Annotated in this window: 19 protein-coding genes; 7 read left to right on the forward strand and 12 right to left on the reverse strand. The window is 67.4% G+C overall.

Annotated features, from left to right (window positions below; all coding sequences use genetic code 11):
- Window positions 1-156 precede the first annotated feature (156 nt).
- On the reverse strand, window positions 157-930 hold the full coding sequence (gene heR / locus ABIB25_RS26430) for a heliorhodopsin HeR (RefSeq protein ID WP_354531508.1): 774 nt from the start codon (window positions 928-930) through the stop codon (window positions 157-159).
- A gap of 83 nt (window positions 931-1,013) precedes the next feature.
- Here heR and ABIB25_RS26435 point away from each other — a divergent pair, with 83 nt between their 5' ends.
- A complete protein-coding gene (locus tag ABIB25_RS26435) occupies window positions 1,014-2,486 on the forward strand; it encodes a dihydrolipoyl dehydrogenase family protein (protein WP_354531509.1) in 1,473 nt (490 codons plus the stop codon).
- A 55-nt stretch (window positions 2,487-2,541) separates the two neighbouring features.
- Here the strand turns inward: ABIB25_RS26435 and ABIB25_RS26440 are convergent, their stop codons facing one another.
- The 6 genes from ABIB25_RS26440 to ABIB25_RS26465 are packed head-to-tail and all read right to left on the reverse strand — an operon-like array spanning window position 2,542 to window position 8,766.
- Entirely contained in the window at window positions 2,542-3,591 is a 1,050-nt protein-coding gene (locus ABIB25_RS26440; RefSeq protein WP_354531510.1) for an ABC transporter ATP-binding protein, read from the reverse strand.
- Window positions 3,588-4,448 (reverse strand): ABC transporter permease, encoded by an 861-nt coding sequence (locus tag ABIB25_RS26445; RefSeq protein WP_354531511.1) that lies wholly within the window; start codon window positions 4,446-4,448, stop codon window positions 3,588-3,590. Before ABIB25_RS26445 ends, ABIB25_RS26440 begins: the two co-directional genes overlap by 4 nt.
- Window positions 4,445-5,389: an ABC transporter permease gene (locus tag ABIB25_RS26450; protein WP_354531512.1), complete on the reverse strand. Its 945-nt coding sequence runs from the start codon at window positions 5,387-5,389 to the stop codon at window positions 4,445-4,447. The genes ABIB25_RS26445 and ABIB25_RS26450 overlap by 4 nt, the downstream gene beginning before the upstream one ends.
- A gap of 5 nt (window positions 5,390-5,394) precedes the next feature.
- On the reverse strand, window positions 5,395-6,669 hold the full coding sequence (locus ABIB25_RS26455; protein ID WP_354531513.1) for an ABC transporter substrate-binding protein: 1,275 nt from the start codon (window positions 6,667-6,669) through the stop codon (window positions 5,395-5,397).
- On the reverse strand, window positions 6,666-7,337 hold the full coding sequence (locus ABIB25_RS26460; RefSeq protein ID WP_354531514.1) for a CDP-alcohol phosphatidyltransferase family protein: 672 nt from the start codon (window positions 7,335-7,337) through the stop codon (window positions 6,666-6,668). Before ABIB25_RS26460 ends, ABIB25_RS26455 begins: the two co-directional genes overlap by 4 nt.
- The gene (locus ABIB25_RS26465) at window positions 7,330-8,766 is read right to left on the reverse strand and encodes a radical SAM domain-containing protein (RefSeq protein WP_354531515.1); all 1,437 of its coding nucleotides are present in this window, start codon (window positions 8,764-8,766) and stop codon (window positions 7,330-7,332) included. Before ABIB25_RS26465 ends, ABIB25_RS26460 begins: the two co-directional genes overlap by 8 nt.
- A gap of 217 nt (window positions 8,767-8,983) precedes the next feature.
- On the opposite strand from ABIB25_RS26465, the gene ABIB25_RS26470 reads away from it, so the two are divergent.
- Window positions 8,984-10,024 carry a flavin-containing monooxygenase gene (locus ABIB25_RS26470; protein WP_354531516.1) on the forward strand — a complete coding sequence of 347 codons (1,041 nt, stop codon included), beginning with the start codon at window positions 8,984-8,986 and terminating at the stop codon, window positions 10,022-10,024.
- Window positions 10,025-10,041: 17 nt separating this feature from the next.
- On the opposite strand, the gene ABIB25_RS26475 is transcribed toward ABIB25_RS26470, so the two are convergent.
- The gene (locus tag ABIB25_RS26475; protein ID WP_354531517.1) at window positions 10,042-10,176 is read right to left on the reverse strand and encodes a hypothetical protein; all 135 of its coding nucleotides are present in this window, start codon (window positions 10,174-10,176) and stop codon (window positions 10,042-10,044) included.
- A 314-nt stretch (window positions 10,177-10,490) separates the two neighbouring features.
- Here ABIB25_RS26475 and ABIB25_RS26480 point away from each other — a divergent pair, with 314 nt between their 5' ends.
- The 3 genes from ABIB25_RS26480 (at window position 10,491) to ABIB25_RS26490 (ending at window position 12,952) form a co-directional block, all read left to right on the forward strand.
- Window positions 10,491-11,000 carry a MarR family winged helix-turn-helix transcriptional regulator gene (locus ABIB25_RS26480; protein WP_354531518.1) on the forward strand — a complete coding sequence of 170 codons (510 nt, stop codon included), beginning with the start codon at window positions 10,491-10,493 and terminating at the stop codon, window positions 10,998-11,000.
- Between the two features lie 39 nt (window positions 11,001-11,039).
- The gene (locus tag ABIB25_RS26485) at window positions 11,040-12,545 is read left to right on the forward strand and encodes a potassium/proton antiporter (RefSeq protein WP_354531519.1); all 1,506 of its coding nucleotides are present in this window, start codon (window positions 11,040-11,042) and stop codon (window positions 12,543-12,545) included.
- A gap of 284 nt (window positions 12,546-12,829) precedes the next feature.
- Window positions 12,830-12,952, forward strand: a complete 123-nt coding sequence (locus tag ABIB25_RS26490) for a hypothetical protein (protein WP_354531520.1) — start codon at window positions 12,830-12,832, stop codon at window positions 12,950-12,952.
- On the opposite strand, the gene ABIB25_RS26495 is transcribed toward ABIB25_RS26490, so the two are convergent.
- The 3 genes from ABIB25_RS26495 to ABIB25_RS26505 are packed head-to-tail and all read right to left on the reverse strand — an operon-like array spanning window position 12,943 to window position 16,891.
- Window positions 12,943-14,340: a polysaccharide deacetylase family protein gene (locus tag ABIB25_RS26495; RefSeq protein WP_354531521.1), complete on the reverse strand. Its 1,398-nt coding sequence runs from the start codon at window positions 14,338-14,340 to the stop codon at window positions 12,943-12,945. The genes ABIB25_RS26490 and ABIB25_RS26495 overlap by 10 nt on opposite strands.
- Window positions 14,337-15,101, reverse strand: a complete 765-nt coding sequence (locus tag ABIB25_RS26500) for an SCO family protein (protein ID WP_354531522.1) — start codon at window positions 15,099-15,101, stop codon at window positions 14,337-14,339. Before ABIB25_RS26500 ends, ABIB25_RS26495 begins: the two co-directional genes overlap by 4 nt.
- Window positions 15,102-15,121: 20 nt before the next feature.
- Window positions 15,122-16,891: a chloride channel protein gene (locus ABIB25_RS26505; protein WP_502919909.1), complete on the reverse strand. Its 1,770-nt coding sequence runs from the start codon at window positions 16,889-16,891 to the stop codon at window positions 15,122-15,124.
- A gap of 501 nt (window positions 16,892-17,392) precedes the next feature.
- Here ABIB25_RS26505 and ABIB25_RS26510 point away from each other — a divergent pair.
- The gene (locus ABIB25_RS26510) at window positions 17,393-17,716 is read left to right on the forward strand and encodes a hypothetical protein (protein WP_354531523.1); all 324 of its coding nucleotides are present in this window, start codon (window positions 17,393-17,395) and stop codon (window positions 17,714-17,716) included.
- 599 nt (window positions 17,717-18,315) lie between these two features.
- On the opposite strand, the gene ABIB25_RS26515 is transcribed toward ABIB25_RS26510, so the two are convergent.
- Window positions 18,316-18,534, reverse strand: coding sequence for a hypothetical protein (locus tag ABIB25_RS26515; protein WP_354531524.1), 219 nt, complete (start codon window positions 18,532-18,534; stop codon window positions 18,316-18,318).
- A gap of 270 nt (window positions 18,535-18,804) precedes the next feature.
- Here ABIB25_RS26515 and ABIB25_RS26520 point away from each other — a divergent pair, with 270 nt between their 5' ends.
- Window positions 18,805-19,221, forward strand: coding sequence for a PRC-barrel domain-containing protein (locus tag ABIB25_RS26520; protein WP_354531525.1), 417 nt, complete (start codon window positions 18,805-18,807; stop codon window positions 19,219-19,221).
- The last annotated feature ends 203 nt before the right edge of the window (window positions 19,222-19,424 follow it).

The following is a 19,424-nucleotide window of genomic DNA, read 5'->3' on the forward strand; positions in this document are numbered from 1 at the left end:
GGTCAGACGAGGAAGGAATGTGCACCTGCACGATCCTCCGGCCCGAACGTTGGCGGCGGTAGTAGGGCTGTCCTTGGGACGTCACAAGGATGACTTGTGCCAGGTGACCTTCGCGCGGCCATTGGCCCAGTCAGCGCATGCATGCTTCCGGTGCGGTCAGGAGGCCAGCGAGCCGGCGAAGATCTGCCAGGCGAGCAGGGACTTGGCGACGAGGCTGAGGACCAGGTACGTCTTCTCACCGAAGGCGTAGTTGCTCCACCGGCCAATGCCGCGGTACTGCAGCCACTGGTTGACCGCGAACGTGAAGAACGCGATCAGCAGGGAGACGAAGATGCCGATCACGAAGCCCGGAACCTGCGAGGTACCCACCAGGTTGATCAGGATCGCGATCCACGGCGCGGCCCCGGCCAGCGTGCCGAACCAGAACGGCATCATCGTGGTGCTCGCCCGCCCGGGCGGATTCATCCGTTCCTGCAGCCACCCGAACAGGATCATGGCGACGTTCGCACCGATGACCGCCACCACGGTGCTGATGCCGGTGAGGCCGAAGTAGAAGCCGATGAGGACGAGCATGACGGTCGAGCTGAACGAGTACTCGATCCACCGAAAACGGTTGATCCCGCGGCGAAGATCGGCCTCGTAGGTGCTGCGCAGCACGGTGCAGGTGAGCAGGTGATCGGCCGCGGCCAGGAACAGGAAGATGGCGACGGCCACGCCGATGCGGACCTCGAACAGCGTCGACGGCGCCGCGATCGTCGACCCCGGCGGTCCGGTCGGGTAGGAGGAGGTCACGGCGATCGAAAATCCGCCGGCGAGGACGATGATGGCGATCCCCTGGACCGCGTGCAACACGGTCAGTCCGATGTTCCACTTGCGCAAACCCGCCAGGGCCTCCGAGGTCACTCCGGCGGCGGTATCTTTGCTGCTCACAGTGTTCGCTCCTGTCATGGCACGAGCCTACTGCGCGCCTATTCCACCAGAACCGATCCCGCCCGGAACGTAGAATTCCGGCAATGGATACCTCGGCCTGGAGCTCCGACGACCTCGCTCCCCCGGACGGCGCCGCCTGGGACCTGGTGGTGGTGGGCGGCGGCACCGCGGGACTGGTGGCGGCCAAGACCGCGGCCGGTTTCGGTGCGAGCGTGCTGCTCGTCGAGCGGGACCGGATCGGCGGTGACTGCCTGTGGATCGGATGCGTACCCAGCAAGACCTTGCTCAGCGCTGCGCACGCCGCGCACGCCGCCCGGACCGCCGTGCAGTACGGCATCGAGGTCCGCCAGGTCACGGTCGACTTCCCGGCGGTGATGGCTCACGTCCACCAGGTGATCACCACGATCGAGCCGACCGATTCACCCGCAGCGATGCGCGCCGCCGGTGTCTGTGCGGCCCACGGCTCCGCGAAGTTCACCGGCCCGAACATCGTTGCGGTGGAGGGAGTTCCGGTCACCTTCCGGCAGGCCCTGATCGCCACCGGCGCCGCCCCGGTGATGCCTCCGATCCCCGGCCTGGCACAGGCCGAGCCGCTGACGAACGAGTCGGTCTTCGGCCTGACCCGGCTGCCCGACCGGCTGCTGGTGCTCGGCGGCGGCAACATCGGGTGCGAACTGGGGCAGGCGTTCGCCCGCCTCGGCTCCCACGTCACCATCGTCGAGGCCGCCGAGCGCCTCCTCGCTCGGGAAGATCCCGATGCCGCTCAGCTCGTCACCAGGGCGCTGACCGCGGACGGGGTCCAGCTGCGTACCGGGGTCGCGGTGACGTCCGTCCGCCCGGACGGCTCGGCCTGGTCCGCCGTGTTGGCCGACGGCAGCGAGATCGGGTTCGACACGGTGTTGGTCGCGGTCGGTCGGCGGCCGCGCACCTCCGACCTCGGCCTCGAGGTCGCCGGCGTCGAGCTGGATGACCGCGGACAGGTCCGGGTCGATGCCCGGCTGCGAACCACCAATCCGCGGATCTGGGCCGCCGGGGACCTGACCGGTCATCCACAGTTCACCCACACCGCCGGGGTACACGGCACCCTGGCCGCGGCAAACGCCGTCCTGGGCCTTCGACGCCGGGTGGACCTGACGAGCATCCCCCGGGTGACGTTCACGCAACCGGAGGTGGCAGCCGTCGGGGTGGGCCTGGAAAGGGCCCGCGCACTCGGCCTCACCGTCCAGACCGTCGAGCACGACGAGGTCGACCGGGCGATCGCCGAGCAGTACACGGCCGGGTTCTCGCGGCTCGTCCTGGACGGCAAGGGCAGGGTGGTGGGCGCCACGATCGTCGGTCCGCGGGCCGGTGAGTCGCTGGCCGAGGCGGTGCTCGCGGCCCGGCACGGTCTCCGCGCCCGCGACATCGCCGGGTCCACCCATGCCTACCCGACCTACTCGGACGGGCTCTGGAAGGCCGCGATCGCCCAGGTGCAGGAGCAGCTGACCGCCGGCGTCACCGGCCGCGCTGTGCATGCCTTGGCCACAGTCAGGCGCTGGACGCTGCGCGCCAGATGACCCATTGCCCAGAGGACTTGCGGCCCCGACCATCCCGGGTGGATGGCCGATCCGATCACCGTCCCGTGGTGGTGAAGACGGTGTACGCCCCCTGCCGCAGGTCGACACCGATGCTCTGACCGATGGTGATCGGTCGTCCGGCGGGATGGTGGACCCGTAGCCGATGGTGGCCGAGCTCGACGTCGACGGACACGTGGGTACCGGCGAACCGCGCCCCGACGACCCGACCGATCCTGCGTCCATCGACGACCCCGGCCTGCGCCTCGAGCTGGATCATCTCGGGCCGGATCACCAGGACCGCGTCGCCGTCGGGGAGGTCGGTACTGACATCGATGGCAGTCCCGGGCGCGCTGAACCGTCCGTGTCGCGTCCGGCCGGTGATCTCGTTGGTCACGCCGAAGAACCGGGCGCCGGCCAGGGTCTCCGGTCGGGTGTAGAACGACTCGGGGGTGCCGTGCCCGGCGAGTGTCCCCGCAAGCATCAGCGCGATGGTGTCGGCGACCTCGACCGCTTCGCCCTGGTCGTGCGTGACGAAGACGGTGGTGATTCCGGAGTCGACGTGAAGTCGCCGCAGCAGCGCTCTCATCTGGGCTCGCAAGGTGGTGTCCAACTGCGAGAACGGCTCGTCCAGCAGCAGCACATCCGGCTCCAGCACGAGGGCACGGGCGAGCGCTACCCGCTGTTCCTGACCGCCGGAGAGCTCACCGACGCGGCGCTCGCCGAGGCCGCCGAGCTGCACCCGGTCGAGCATCTCCGCGACCCGGCGGGCACGGTCCCGGCTCCGCATGCCGCGCATCCGCAGGCCGAAGCCGACGTTGTCGGCGACCGTCAGGTGCGGGAACAGCAGCGGCTTCTGGAAGACCAGGCCGACCGGGCGGCGCTCGGCCGGCAGATCGAGGATGCTGGCCCCGTCGAAGTGGATGTCTCCGCGGTCGGGTGCGGTCAGACCGGCCAGCATCGACAGGGTGGTGCTCTTGCCGCAGCCGGACGGGCCCAACAGGGCGGTGAACGAACCGGCCGCCAACTCCAGGCTCAGGTCCTGGACCGCGTCGGTCATCCCGAATGACTTTCCCAACCCGGTCAGGGTGATCGCGGTCGCCGTCATAGCCGCCCCAGCCCGATGACGGCGCCGGAGCGAGTAGCCGGCAGCCGGCCCGAGATCAGGACGAGCAGCAGCGGCGGACCGATCACCAGCAACGCCAGCGCCGCGGCCGCGGTGGTGTCGGAGGAGGAGATCGCAGCGAACAGCAGCAACGGCAGCGTGGTGACCTGCCCCCCACCGATCAGCAGCGTCAGGACGTATTCGCTCCAGGAGATCAGGAAAGCGAACAGGCCGGCCAGCAGCAGCGCCGGGCGCATCAGCGGCAGGGTCACGAACAGCAGGACCCGTAGCGGGTCCGCGCCCAGCGCCCGCGCCTGACGTTCGTAATCGGTGTCCAGGTTGGCGAACGCAGCGGCCATCACGGTCGCGGCGTAGGGGACGGTGGGAATCAGCTGCACCAGCACCACCCCGGTCGCCGAGTCGGCCAGACCGTAGCGGATGAAGAACACCTGCAGGCCGACGGCGGAGGCCAGGCCGGGGACGATGACCGGCGCGAGCAGCAGGAACTGCACGGCCCGCCGTCCCCGGAAGCGGTAGAGCCCGACAGCGCGGCCGGCGGGATAGCCGATGACGACGGCCAGGACGGCCACAGACACTGCGATCAGGGTCGAGGTGAGCAGGGCCTTCGGGATCTCCGAACGCGGATCGGTCAGCAACCCGATACCCCGCAGGCTCATCCGCTGGGGCACCAGCGCCGGGTACCGCCACTGGCCCGCGAACGCCCAGACCAGCAATGGAACCAGTGGCACCAGCGCACCGCCGACCAGCACGACGACGCCGAATCTGCGGCCGGCGGTCCTCGCGGTGCCCGATCCCGCGGTGCCTGATCCCGCACTGCGGGCCGCCGCCGAGCCGATCACAGCGCACGCCGGGAGAGCCGGGACACGACGAGCAGGTATCCGGCGACGGCTACGCCGCTGAGCACCGCGATCAGGGCGGCGACGGCCATCGCTTGCGGCCGCGAGGTGAGGTCGGTGTCGTCGAAGTACTGCAGCGCCACCACCGGCAGCGTCGCCGGGTAGGGCCGGCCGAGCAGGTAGGGCACCTCGTAGGACCCGGCCGCGAACGCGAACACCAGGATGGAGCCGCCGGCCAGCGCCGGTGCCAGCAACGGAAGGGTGACGTACCGCAGCCGTTGTACCGCTCGTGCGCCCAGGACCCGCGCAGCCGCCTCCAGATCGGCCGCGCCGCGGCCGAGCGTGGCCAGCACCAGCACCGTCAGGAACGGGGTCTCCTTCCACACGTACTCGGCGATGATCGCCACCCCGAAACGGTCGTTGGTGATGGCAGGGAACGCCGCCGGGGTCGCCGTCAACCCGACCAGGTGGGCCAGCCGGGACAGCAGCCCACCCTGGGACAGCAGCAGCATCATGCACAGTGCGCCGACCAGATGCGGGACCGCGAGGTTGGCCTGGAACAGCCCGGTGATCGCAGCGCGACCACGTCCGAGCCGGCGGATCAGCAATGCCGCCGCCACCGCGAGTACCGCGGACAGGGCGGTGGACAGCACCGCCACCCGGACCGTGAGCAGCAACGAGGCCCGGACGGCGGGATCGGTCCACAGCGCGGTGTAGGCATCGGTGGACAGGTGACTGCCGGAAAGGTAGGGCTGGTAGCCGAAGCTCTGCGCCAGAGCCTGTGCCACCCCGCCGAGTAAGAACACACCGACCACGACCAGGGCGGGAGCCAGCAGCAGACCGAGGCGGACCGGCTGTCGCAGTGGGCGTCCGGGCCGGTGTCGCCGGGTCGAAGTCGCACTGCGACGGAGCCGGTCCGGTACGGGGTCGAGGGGGTCGGTCATCCCGGTCAGTGCTGCAACACCTGGCTGGTCCAGTCCTTCTCGAGTCGGGTGACGTAGCCGCCGGCCAGTTCGGGCTGAGCGTGCGCGGTGAGCTGGGAGAGCGGCAGGACCGACGGATCGAACGGGACCGCGACGAACGCGGCCCGAGTGGCGGCGTCGGTCTTCCCGACATCGATGCCGGGGTAGCTCCCCTCCAACCGGTAGAGCGCCAACTGGGTCTGCGGATCCTGCAGCACATCGGCCAGCACCATCGCCGCGGCCCGGTGGGCGGCGTTGTCCGGGATCGCCAGGAAACTGTTGTTGCTGATGTTGCCCGGCGACGGGACGGCCTCCCTGGTGGACTTCGGGTAGAGACCGTCGCGAACCTTGTCGGCGACCGCCCCGGGCCCGTAGGTGAAGTACGCGCTGATCTCGCCGTCGCCGTAGAGCTTCTCCACCGCGTCCTGGGTCTGGGGGTAGGTGCTGCCACCTCGCCACAACGACGGCTCGAGTGCATTGAGCCGCGCCCACAGCGCCGTCGCCGCCGGTGCGTACTTCCCGGCATCGAACGCTCCGGCCAACGGAGCGGGGCCGCCGAGACTGCCGTACAGGATGGTCCGCACCGCCATGGAGCCGGTGAAATCGGGCAGCGCCGGATACGTGAAATGTCCCGGATGCGCCTTCACCCACGCCAGCAGCGAGGACACCGACACCACGTCGGCGGCTCCGAGCTTGCTGCTGTCGTAGACAAGAGCGGAGTCGGCCTGCTGCCACACGGCCTCGCAGCCGTTGACCGGTACCCCGAAGTCGCTGGTCACGGCCGGGTTGGTGAAGTCGACGTAGCGGGAGTTCGGCAACGCCCTGTCCCAGCCGCAGGACCACAACTTGGCCTGCACGCCGGTGCTGAAGTTCTCGCCGTTGACCCAGATCGCGTCGACCGACCCGCCACTGGCACGGCCGGCCTGCTTCTCGCCGAGCACCTTGTTGATCGCGTCGACGGTGTCGGTGATCTTGACCTGCTTCAGCGTCACACCGTTCTTGGCCAGCGCATCGGTGACGTAGCCGGCCAGGAAACCATTGAGGACGGTGTCGCCGCCGTAGGCGTAGAAGTTCACCGTCTGCCCCTTGGCCTGCGCCAGTACCGAGGGCCAATCGGCGGGGTCCACCACCGGGGACGTGGCCGCGCTGGTGGCACTGCAGGCACTCAGGACCAGCGCGGCGGTGAGCACCAGTCCGGTGATCGCGCCGCCGCGGCGCCGTCGCGTGTGCGCCCGAAGGCCGCCGGTCGGATTGCGGTTCATCGGTTCTCCTGGCGCGGGGCTGGATGACGCTCGGCTGCTTCTGCGCTGTTCGGGTGTGTCGTCGCCGGGTGGCGCAGGGTGTGGACGCCGAGCACGACGCGCTGGATGGCGGTGATCGCGACAGCAGCGGTGAACAGCCACAGGATGAGCGGGGCCCGGCCGGGCAGTAGGCACAGCAGTACGTAGACGACGACGGTTTCGGTGCCTTCGGCCAGACCGCCGACGAAGCGGAGCGACCGGCCGTCGACGGCCAGAGTGGTACCGCGTCGCTCCAACAGGGACGACAGGGCCAGGAACGCGGTACCGGACAGGTAGTAGGCCATCAGCAGGGCCAGACCGGCCAACCTGGCACCGGGTTCGGCGATGGCGACCGCGACGACGAACCCGGAGTAGATGCTGAAGTCCGCGACGATGTCCAGGAATCCACCGAGGTCACTGGGTCCGTGACGTCGCGCGACGGGTCCGTCCAGTCCGTCCAGCAGCCGGTTGAGCAACCACAACGCCAAGGCCAACAGCCAGACGTGCGCGACCACGGCGACGCAGGCGGCGACACCGGCGAGCCAGCCGGCCGCCGTCAACGCGATCGCCGGGGCACCGGCCGCGGCGAGCCGGCCGCCGACCGCATCCAGGCCCGGAGACAGGAGACGGCGGGCGCGGGCGTCAAGCATCCGGGCCTACCGACCGCGGCCGACGGCCGACCGGGGTCGGAGGTAGCAGCGTCCGCAGCGCGACGTTCTCCACCGGGTCCAGCACACTGTGCTGCACGCACGCCGGAACGAGCTCTCCGGTCTCGGGATGGGCCATCGCGTAGGAGCAGGCAGCGAGCCGCTGCTGCGTCTCGGCGATCCGCGGGTCGCCGCTGACCTGACCGTCCTGCATCGCCTTCCAGGCCGGGGCGACATCGGCCGCGTCCATGAAGGAATGCATCACGAAGGTCACCGGGCGGACGTGGTGATGCCGCAGCAACCGCCGGACGCCGACAGTGCGGGCGGTGCGGACCAGCCACCCCGCAAACGGCACGACCACTCCCGGATGCCGGGCGACCACCCGCAACACCTTGGCCAGCAACAGCTTCGGCGGGGTCCCGGAGAAGCTGATCCCACCGAATCTGGTGAGGAACGCATCGCGCACCACCAGATCGGCAGGCTTCTCCTCGTCCAGGATCGGGAAGTAGTCCGGACCGACGTAGAAGCCGTAGGTGGTGCGGTTGCATCGTTCGTCGCCGACCTGCAGGGCACGGAACGGCAGCCGTGTGCCGGCGCCGGCCTCGACCTGCGCCCACACCGTGTCCGCGGTGGTATCGCGGTACCCCTCGTGCCACCGGCGATCGTCGCCGATGAAGGCAGCCGGCTGGAAGGAGAACAAACCGAACCCGAAGCCGTGGCAATCCCGGACCACCTGGGCGATCTCACCGACATTGCGCGGCGTGACAGTCATGTTGTGCGCCAGAAACGGTCGGACACCGTGTTCGCGCCGCAGCCGGCTGAACATGGCGACGAACCGCTGCCGGTAAGGGTTCAGCGCCGCCTCGTCGGCTGGCCGCTCGATCCCACGCCGCCCGAACATCAGCGAGTCGAAATGAGCGGCGAAGGACAGCCGGTCGAACCGCCTGACGCCGTCTGGTCCGACGGCGAGGGCCTTCAAGTAGTCGTAGTCGAAATCGCCGTGACTCATGCTCATCGGCTCACGGCCGTGCTCACGCATGATCAGCAGCGCCGCCGCGTGATCATCCGGCGACAGCAGCGACACCTCTCCGCCGATCAGCTGCGCATGCGCCCTCGGGCCACGCCGTCGACGCAGTAGCCCCATCTGCGCCCGCACCTGCGCGATGGTGTGGCTACCGCTGATCGCGACCCGGTTCGCGTCCCGGGAGTGATAGCACGGCGTGCAGGCCAGATCGCACTTCGGGAACACCCCGTGGGTACCCTCGCAGCCCACCGCGTGCTGACCGAGGGTCTGCGCCGGCGTCCGGACGTGCTCGGGCAAAGCCTGCCAACGGGTGGCCAGAGCCGCCTTGGTCTCCGCATCGACGGGCCGGGTCAGCAGCTCCAGCTCCCGAAAGCGTTCCGACAGGCGCCGGAGAATTGCCTCGACCATGTTCACTCCCCTGCCTCGGCGCTGCCGATGTTCCGATGTCAGACAGGCGTCGGTCATGGGCGGCCTACCCTCGGTCAGTATGAGGCCGGCAGCCTCGGGATCGACCAGCCACCTCGACCAGCGGCAAGAAGGGCGACGCGGCAGCATGTCTCAGCCAACAGAGCGCCCGCCGGATGACCCTGGCCGGGTGCCGGGCCCCGGGGTTGTGGTGCGGTCGGTGGACGTGTTGATCATCGGCGCGGGCCAGGCCGGCTTGGGAGCGGCGTACTGGCTGCAGCGGATCACCGGCCTGCACATCCAGGTCATCGAGCAGAACACGGTCGGCGCCAGTTGGCTGCAGCGGTGGGACAGCCTGCAGCTGTTCACACCGCGACGGTTCAGCGCGCTGCCGGGCATGCGGTTCCCGCCGGGAGGGCAATTCCCCGACAAGCGCGAGTTCGCCGAGTACCTGCGCGGCTACGCCGAGCGATTCGCTCTGCCGGTGGAGATCGGTCTCCAGGTGAGTCGTCTGTGGCGATCCGGCCGGCTGTTCCACGTTCGAACCGACCGTGCCGAGTTCCGGGCGCGACACGTCGTCGTCGCCACCGGACCATTTTCCCGGCCCTACGTCCCGCCGGGAACCGACGCGCTGGATGCCAGGATCTTCCAGCTGCATTCCGCCGCCTACCGTCGCCCCGCCGACATCCCCGGCGATGACGTGATCGTCGTCGGCGGCGGAAATTCGGCAGCGCAATTGGCGGTGGAACTGGCGCCGACCCACCGGGTGACGGTGATCAGTCCCCGCCCGCCGTGGTACGTACCAGTCTCGCTGCTCGGCGTCGATCTGTACTGGTGGCTGTACCTCACCAGGACGCTCAACGCCCGCGCATCGTCCGATATCTCGCGCTACGTGCGGCGCCGCGGTGATTCCATCATCGGAACGCAGCTGCGACGCGACGTGCGGTCCGGCCGCATCGACTTGAACATTGGTCGAGTCACCGGCGCCGGCGGGCAATACCTGTCGCTGTCCGACGGCACCCACGTCCGGGCCAGCAATATCTTGTGGTGCACGGGCTATCGACCAGATCTGGACTTTGTAGATCTCCCCGGCGCGCTGGACGAGCAGGGCGAGCCCGTCCACCACCGAGGCGATAGCCCCGTATTCGGCCTGCACTGGATGGGTCTGCCGTGGCAGACCCGGTTGAATTCCTCGATCATCGACGGCGTCGACCGCGACGCCCATGCCACCGCGAAACGGATTCGTGACGCCCGTCGATGATCTCCCAAAGGGGGATATCACAGCGTGGGGTGGTAGTCGTTGTAGACGCCGATACCGGCAATGGCCAGCAGCAAAATTACGGACAGGACTCCGATGATGCGGTGGTGTGCGCCCAGGAACCGGGTGATCGGCCGTTGGAAAGGTCCGGCCAACTCGTGCGATCGGCGCTGACCTGCCCCGGCACACCACCCCCCGGATGAGCGGGGACCCGACCGTGACAACAGCAATCATCGTCGCGATGTCACCCCGGGCGGCAGCGTCACGCCCTCCGATCGTCACCCGCGTCCAGCGTGGTTCCACGGGTTCGAATGAACAGCGCCGGCCGCGTCGTCAACCGGTCACCGCCGCATCCCGGCCCCAAACGTTGACGGTGCACGTAGTCACTGCCAGACGTCTGTGCCACCTATTGCCGCATCATGCAATGATTGGTGGGCGTTGCTGATGGTGATGGTCCGAGGAGGGTGTCGTGAGTCCCAGAGAGCCGTCGTCCGGGGTGAACTCGGCTCCGGCGCCCTCCCCCGATGATTTCGTCACTGCCTTGTTGACCGCCTCGCGGGTGCTGGTGGGGGTGTCTGCCCGGTCGCTGACCGTGGTTGAGGACACGGTCACGTTGTCGCAGTTCCGGGCGTTGGTGGTCCTGGTGGGTTACGGCGAGGTCAACCTTAACCGGCTTGCCGAACTGCTGGCGGTGAACTCCTCCACCGCGATGCGGATGATCGACCGTCTGCTGATCTCTGATCTGGTGACCCGCCGGGAGAATCCCGGCAACCGGCGGGAAGTGCTGCTGGCCGTCTCGTTTCACGGGTCGGCGGTCGTGCGAAAGGTGACCGAGGCGCGCCGTCAGGACATCGCCCGGATCGTTCAGGCTATGCCAGCCGGTCAACGAACGGATCTGATTGCTGCTCTCCGCGGTTTCGCTGATGCTGCTCACGAGCCACCGGTGAGCTTCGATCCAGGTGTTGCACCCCTGTGGTGAAGCCGATCTCCGGGACGGGCAGCGAGAAGGATCCCAGATGTGAATGATGTGAAGAGCTTTGCCATCCTGGTCCTGGTGTTGGCGGTTGTCGGGCTGCTGGCGGTGCTGTCGAACAGACTCAGCGAGCGGGTGCACCTGCCGGCCCCGGCGCTGTTCCTGGCCGGAGCGGCAGTCACGGAGAAGGTCATTAGCGTGCTCCCCGCCCCGCCCGAACGGCTGGTGGAGCGGGTGGTGACCGTGGCGCTGCTGTGCATACTCTTCGACGGCGGACTCCACCTGGGGTGGCGACGGTTCCGATCGGCGGCGGCGCCGATCACCGCCATTGGTATCGCCGGTACGTTCCTGACCGCCGGGGCGGCAGCGGTCCTGTGCCACTTCGCTTTCGGACTCAACTGGTATCTGTCCCTGCTGTTGGGGACAGCCGTGTCGCCCACCGACCCGGCGGTGGTCTTCTCCGTCCTGGGCCGTCGGGAGATCGCCGGACGCAGCGGCGCGATCCTGGAAGGCGAATCAGGCGCCAATGACCCGGTGGGCATCGCCTTGATGGCCAGCCTCATCACCGCCGGCGGCGTCAGCGGGTCCGGGTTCCTGCACGTGGCCGGCGAATTCGTGTTGCAGATGGGGGTGGGCGGCGCGATCGGCGTCATCGGGGGACGCGCGCTGCTGTGGTTCATGCGGCGCGTACCGCTACCGGCCGAAGGTCTCTATCCACTGCGCACTCTGGCCAGCGCGTTCGTCCTCTACGGAGTGGCCACGCTGGCCCTGGGATCGGGGTTTCTGGCCGTCTTCGTGGCCGGCATCATCCTGGGCGATGCCCGGGCCCCGTTCAAGCGGGAGATCGAGCGATTCCACTCGGCACTGGCTAGCCTGGCCGAGATCGTCGCCTTCGTCATCCTGGGCCTGACGGTGGACCTGGACCAGCTCGGCCACGCCGACGTCTGGATCCCCGGACTCGTCCTGGGCGCCACCGTGGCATTCGTCATCCGGCCGGTTCTGGTCGGGCTGTGCCTGTGGCCGACCAAGCTGAAGCGGAACGAACGAACGTTCATCCTTTTCTCCGGCCTCAAGGGGGCCGTACCGATCCTGCTCGCCAGCTACCTTTTGGCCGCCGGGATCGAACAGGGGCAACGCCTCTATGGGATCGTGGTCGTGGTGGTCGCCTTTTCCGTGGTATTCCAGGCCGGTCTGGTCCCGACGGTCGCACGCTTGCTCAAGCTGCCTTTCCGCACGGTGGAGGTGGAACCGTGGGCGTTGGGGGTTCGACTTGCCGACGAGCCGGAGGGTGTGGACCGATTCACCATCTGTCCCGGTTCGCCGGCCGACGGTCGGACAGTGGAGCAGCTCGCCGACCTGCCCGGTGAGGTCTGGGTCAGCTTCGTCATCCGCGATCGCGAACTGCTCCAGGTGCGGCCGGGGACCGAGTTGAGAGCTGGCGACGACGTGATGGTCCAGACCGAACCGGAGAGGTATCAGGAGTTGGTCGCCATGTTCGAGTCACCGGCACCGACCGACTCCGGCGCATCCGGATCCCCGCGGCCCGACTGAAGCCCTCGGGACCAGTCCAGATCACAGACTCCAGGAGGCCTGACCGTCAATTCAGTAGTGGATGACGCTCTCGCACTCGGGCCCGTTCACCTCTTGGCAGCCCGTTGTTCGATGTTCTGGAGCGTGGCACGCACCTTCGGATCCTGTTGACCGCGCAGATGGGCGTCGGGGCGCCGTTGGTGGGCCTATGAGCGAAGCGTGCCCGGCGCCCGGGGCGGCTGACCGGCTGTTGGACCTTTTCACGCGTAGTACCGCAGCCATCCGTTGGTGTTCTCACGCCGGTCTTGATCTCCGGGATCGTGCTCGGCGCCGCCATTGCGTTCCTGCTCGGCGAGCGAGTTGACCCCCGCGCCTACCCGCGACTGACGGCTGCCTCGGATCAGCCTGACGGCTCCGGTCAGTACTGAATCAGCCCGTCGCATTTCGGCCACTTCAGGTACGGGCAACCACCGAGGTTGGACTGATGGTTCTGCAGAGCCTTGAGCACCGCCGGGTCCTGCGCGTTCATCCAGTCGACCAGGTCCCGGAAGGGCACACAGTTGATCCCGGGCTTGCCGCACTCGGCCAACGCGAAGTTCCCGACCGCGTCGGAGTAGGCGTTGTTGTTCCAGTCGTTGAAGTGGTTGCCGATGATGATCGGCTCGTTCACCCCGTCGGTGGCGGCTGCCTTGAGCATGTCCTGATAGGTGGCCAGCACCTGCGCCGAATCGGCCTTGCTCTGCGCCAACGACGGCACCGGGCCCCCTGCGACGGTGTTCGGCTCCTGCTGGGCGTAGAAGTTGTAGTCCATGGTGATCTGCGGATGACCACTGCCGTGCAGCGGGAACTCCGACATCCCCATCTCCCAGATCTTCCCGTCCGAGCTCTTCACCGGCCAGGACAGACCCGTCCGCGTGAACGAACTGTCATAGGTCATCCCGTGGGCTTCCAACGCCGGGTAGAGATCCACCTTGTGCCCCGTCAGGCAGGGGGTGCGCTCCCCGTGGATCTCGGCCGCGGTGACGTTCAGCTTGGTGGAGATGCTGTTGTTCGGGTCAACATTCTTGACCAGGGAGAAGAACTGGTCGAGCTCGCTGTTCCAGTCCGAGGCGTCCCAGTCGTTGCCGCCGGGCGGATTGTCGTCACAGAAATGGCCGTTGAAATGTGACCCGACCTCATTTCCCAGCGAAAGGGATTTGTTCAGATTGCCGATCTCGGTCGGAATATCCGACGGGGCACCCCAGGGAATGGAGGCCTTGCCCACCGCATGCCCGGGGCCGGTGTACTTGTCCTTCGTATCGGCCGAGAGCATGTACGTACCCGACAGGAAACCGGTGAAATGCAACGGCACCTTCTGCATGATCCCGAACCAGTACTGCCACTTCTCGTCCCAGCCGGTGCCGTCGAAGCTGAACACCACGAACTGCGGGGCCTTCTCGCCCGGCTTCAGCTTGGTGATCTTGAAACCGTCCGGCTCGGTGCCTCCGGCCTTCACACCGCCGTCGTCGTTCGCCGGCACCGAGCTCGGAGACGGGTTCGACGTCGAAGACTTGCTGGTGGAGGAGGACGAGCCGCCGGAGCTTCTCGGAGCGCTGGTCGAGGAGGACCCGGAGGTGGCCCCGGTCGAGGACGACCCCGGGGAGGTCGAGCCCTTCGACGTCGATCCTGGCGAGGTCCCCGCGACGTTCGTCGTGACGGTCACCACCGCCTGGGTGCTGCCGCCGGTGCAGGCCGTCAGCATCATCGTGCCGATGGCCAGCATGGACAGTGTCACCAGCCTGCCCCTGGAGAACTTCACCATTCCTGCGGCTCTCACTGGTTATCTCCTGTCGATTGAACTGTGTGCCCGGTCAGCCAAGACAGGACCTGCAGTTCCTGCGGCATCGTCCAGGCCAGTGCGTCGGGATGCGCGACATCTTCCCGGCCTTGCGCGCTCAGGAAGGCGGTGAGGGTGGGTGGGATCGGTGTGCCGGGGTTGATGGTGGGTGCTCCTTCGAGGATGAATCGTTCATGGCCGGTTCCGTCGACGGCGAAGACCTCGTCGGAGTGGTCGATGTCGTAGGTCAGGGGCCGGCCGGTCAGCCAGTCCTTGGCCGCGGGCAGGTCTTCGGGAACCTTCTCGGTGTAGACCCCCAGGAACTTCCACAAGGCTGCCAGGGTCGGGGCAGGTCCGGTGAGCGTAAGCCAGTTCGAGGGCGCATCGGGGAACAGGCTTTGGTAGGCGGCCAGTCTGGCCACCGTGTCGCGGGTGGGATCGACCGTGATGCTCAGGAATTCGACATCACCTGCCAGTCCGGCCTTCTGGACCGACCGGGCGGCGGCGACCACGTTGGCCGTGTCCAGTGGGCAGGTCTCCTGGCACAGTGTCATGACGTCGGAGATGACGACGATCTTGCCGGAGAAAGAAGCCAGGCTGACGGGCTGACCCGAGGAGGAGACCAGCGAGGCGCCCAGCACCGCTGACGGGAGTGGCTGGTCCAGGGGCTGACCGACTGACGGTCCGGGGGCAGCGGGAGCCGCCGTAGCCGTGGATCCGCAGCCCGCCACGGCTAGGCCGACCAGCACAACCGCGGTCATTCGCCGGACACGGCGGGTGGTCACGAGGAACTGTCCGGTTGGCGCGAGGTACTCAGCGCGCTGAGCACCCGCTGGTGGCTGAGCCAACCCAGCACCTGACGTCCGGACTCGTCGAGCACCGGAATTGCTGTCCCTTCAGCCGTTTCCAGGGCGTCCAGGCTCGCGTCCAGGGTGGTGTCGGCACGGACGGACGGCGATTGCTCGACGAAGCCGGCCACCGGCGCCTGGTCGTGCCGGCCGTCGGCCAGCGCATCGGCCGCGGCCCGAGCAGTGACGATCCCCAGGTAGGTGCCGGCGCCGTCGACCACCGGAAGTTGACCGTGCGGGGACCGAGCAAGACGGCCGGCAGTGTCCAACAACGCGGTGCCCTGATCAACCGACTCGCCGAGAGGCTCCATCACTTCGGCGGCGGTCATCGAACCCAGCAGCCCGGCATGCTCCGGGACATCCAGGTCGACGCCCCGGCGGCGGAGCTTCAGCGTGTAGATGGTGTCCCCGGTCAGCAGATGGCTGATCCCGGTGGCCAGCACGATCGCCGCCATCAGCGGCAGGATGATCGTGTACTCGCCGGTCAGCTCGAACATGATGATCACCGCAGTGATCGGCGCCCTGGCCGCACCGGCGAAGACCGCCCCCATTCCGATCAGACCGTAGGTACCGACCTGACCGGCCACACCGGGCATCAACTCGTGCGCCAATTGTCCATACGCGGAACCGAGCATCGCGCCGATGAACAGACTCGGCGCGAAAACTCCACCGGAACCGCCGATCCCGATGGTCAGACTGGTCGCTACCATCTTCCCGATCAGCAGGACGATCAGGAATGGAATCGCGTAACGACCGGCGATGCTGTTGCCCAGCACCGGGTATCCCACCCCGTACATCTCCGGTAGTACCAGCAGGACGACTCCGAGCAGAACACCGCCCACTGCAGGCCGGAGCCATTCCGGCCCCCTCCAGAGTTTGTCGCAGACGTCCTCGATCGCATACAGCACTCTGCTGAACACCACACCGACCACGCCGGCCAGCAGACCCAGCACCGCGAACAGCAGGTACTGCGCCACATGATCGACGACGAACGGCGGCAGTTTCAGAAAAGGCTGGTCCCCCAACGCAGCCCGGCCGATGACACTGGCAGTGACCGAGGCCAGCACCACCATCCCGAACGACTGCGTGTTGAAATCCCGCAGGATCAGCTCCATCGCAAAGAACACACCCGCCAGCGGCGCATTGAACGTGGCAGCGATCCCACCGGCAGCGCCGCAGGCGACCAGCACCTTCATCCTCGACTCCGCGACCTTCACCAGCCGTCCTAGCGTCGACCCCAGAGCGGAACCGATCTGGACGATCGGGCCTTCCCTGCCCACCGAGCCACCGCCGCCGATGCACAGCGCGGAGGCCAGCGCCTTCACCGCGGCCACCTGCGGCGCGATTCGCCCACCGCGTCTGGCGACGGCGAACATCACCTCCGGCACGCCGTGCCCGCGGGCCTCCCGCGCGAAGAAGTGGACGAGCGGGCCGTAGAGAAGGCCGGCCACCACCGGCGCCAGCAGCACGAACCAACGCCCCAACCATGGAACGTGGGGGTTGGCCACCGCACCCAGACCCGCGTAGTCCTCGTGTCCGGACAGTGCCTCGGTGAAGATCCGGATCAGCCACCGGAAGACGATGGCCCCTCCCCCGGCACCCGCGCCCACGAGCAGAGCCAGGAACAGCAGTCCGCCGTTGGAGGTTCGCAACAACCCGACAGAGCGGGACACCCCCGAAGCCACCGGCAGCGACCGGCCCATGGGCAGTCGCAGCAGGAACGGCGAACGGCCCGGGCCAGCAGAGAATTTCACCCTTGCAGTATGCAATCATTGTCTGGTGCTGACCAGGCGGGAGACGCGGATGTGCTGAATGCGACAACTCGACCACCGCTACGCCCCCCGCACCCCGACACCAGCCGGGCCAAGTACACGAGCGGGGCCGCAAAGCGATCAACGGAGGCCGTGAGGACCACCGGCGGGTCGAACAGAAAGAGCCTGCGAGGCCTAATCGCCCTGTTGGCGTTTGTTGTGGCCGCTATCACTGCGTGTGGACACCTCGGTCACGCGCGGAGCGATGGGGCGAAATCCAGGAACGCAGCGGTCCAAAGCACCGCCGCCCAAAGCGCCGCGGCGGGGCCCCTCGCTGATCCCGCCCCGCAGCAGGCACTCGTCGTGGGAGACTTCAGCGTTCGCGTACCGCGCGGCTGGATCCTTTGTTCTCCGGTAGGCAATGCGATTTTTCATTCTGCCGGGTGCGAGCCTGTGCCTGATGTCATCATGTCCCTGTCCAGCCGGTCCCCGTTCGACGGCACGGCTTCTCGATGCATCGATCACTACATGGCCGAACACAACATCCTTGATTCTCAGCCCATTATGATTCCAGCTGCGGCCGGGCAGAACGCCGGGGATCAGGGCCTTGACCTCGCGACCGGCACGGACCTGACTGACCAGCCCACGGTGGTACTCTGCGCCACCACTTCTACCCGATCCATCATTCTGAAGCTCAGCGCGCCCAATCTGATGATGGTGACCGCGAACCTTCACGACTTCTGGCGCGCAGCAGGCACTCTGACCGTCGGCACCTGACCGGAGCAAGCAGGCCCTGGCGCTGACCGAACTCGTTCGTGGAACACATTTGCTCCGATGACGGCCGGATTGACCGAAGTCAACCCCGATCCCACCGCACGTCTGAGCCCCCTTGGATAGGCGTCCTGTCCAACAGACGTTGCCGGGAGACCCGTTCGACCAACTCGCCGAGCGACTCCTCCGGGTACTCATGAAGGTCTTTGCAACCTCCAGTAGCTACTTCGACCGCCTCACCCAGGTCCTCAGCGCCGGCCTCCGATGCCAGTCGTCGCGCGGCGGCCACCACGGCGCGCCGCTGACCAACTGACAAATCCGCGAAGGTGCTACGACCGCTGTCGCATCGCCCGCGCCGGTTGGTCGCCGGGCTCACCGGACCTGCGCGGAACCTCCGGCCGGCCAGCAGTGGGCCATCTGCAGCAGACCACGCTGCCCGACATCCGCCACCAACTTGCTGCATGGACGCCTCTGCATTTGACGCGTACTGCAAGTATTGCAGTACGCAAGTAGACCGCAAGTCTCGATTCGATGACGAATGTCCCGGCTTATCCTGGGCAACGATCGGAAGTCTTCAAAGGTCCAGGGACATCTTGAGAGGCGTATCAGTCCAACGGATCCGCGGAGTCGACGACCCGGTCGGGGCGCGACCGTCCTCGGTGACGATCTGCGATGTCCCAGAAGTCGGGAATCGGATCCGGCGGTATGGGCCCGTAACGTGACTGGATCTCCTCCGTGATCGCGACGACGTCAAAACCGGGCCCCGCCTCGGTCTGATTGAGCAGAGCAGTGACCCAGCCCCGAAGATCGTTGAACTCCTGCATGAGAACCCACTTCCTGTCGGCCGCGGCCGGATTTCGCCGCCACTGGACGTTCCGGGTATCCCCAACCCTGTTGCCGTGGACCACCCAGCGCGGTACCGTTTGTCAAGGGCAATAATTGCACACTGCACCTTGTCTGGCGATCCGCGTCGGCGCAAATGTGCGACCGGGACCCTGCCAGGGAGGCGTCCCACACTGCGGCGCGGTGCTGATCGAGTGAACCCCACCAACTGCGCAGCGCTAGTACCCACGACCGAGAGGAGGAGTGGAGAAGTGACTGAACCAACAAACTCAGTACTGATCAAGCTGGGGGATCGCGGACAGACTGTCGCAGACCCAGCCGAGGACGTTCGAGGGCGACACGTCATCGATATCAACGGAACCAAAATCGGGCGCGTCGCGGACCTGCTGATCGACACCCAGCACCGACAGGTTCGGTTTCTGCGAGTGGAGCACGGTGGCGTGCTGGGCTTCGGGGCCACCATCACGTTCATCCCGGTCGAGGCCATCGGCCGGATCACCGGCGACCAGGTCTTCATCCACCAGTCCAGCGAACATGTCTCCGATTCACCCCTCTACGATCCGGAAATCGTCGATCAGATGCCCTACTACGCCGGTCTGTACGACTATTACGGGTACCTCCCCTTCTGGGCTTCAGGACCACCAGGCCCAGGCACTCATGACCGTTGAAGATGGATCCACGATGGCCGAGTGCTTGCCGGCCGCGTCACAGCCAGGAGGGCGGCGCCGCTCTGCTGACCTGCGGTGCCGATCTATGGATCTGCCCCCACCGCAGGCCCTGCTCGCCATCGGAGTTGCAGTCTTGTCAGTGGGCGATGTTGGTCTGACCCAGGCGGTAGTCGGTGTAAGAACGATGAACCCGTCGTTGAGTT

Source organism: Nakamurella sp. UYEF19 (genome assembly GCF_040546275.1).
Taxonomy (GTDB): domain Bacteria; phylum Actinomycetota; class Actinomycetes; order Mycobacteriales; family Nakamurellaceae; genus Nakamurella.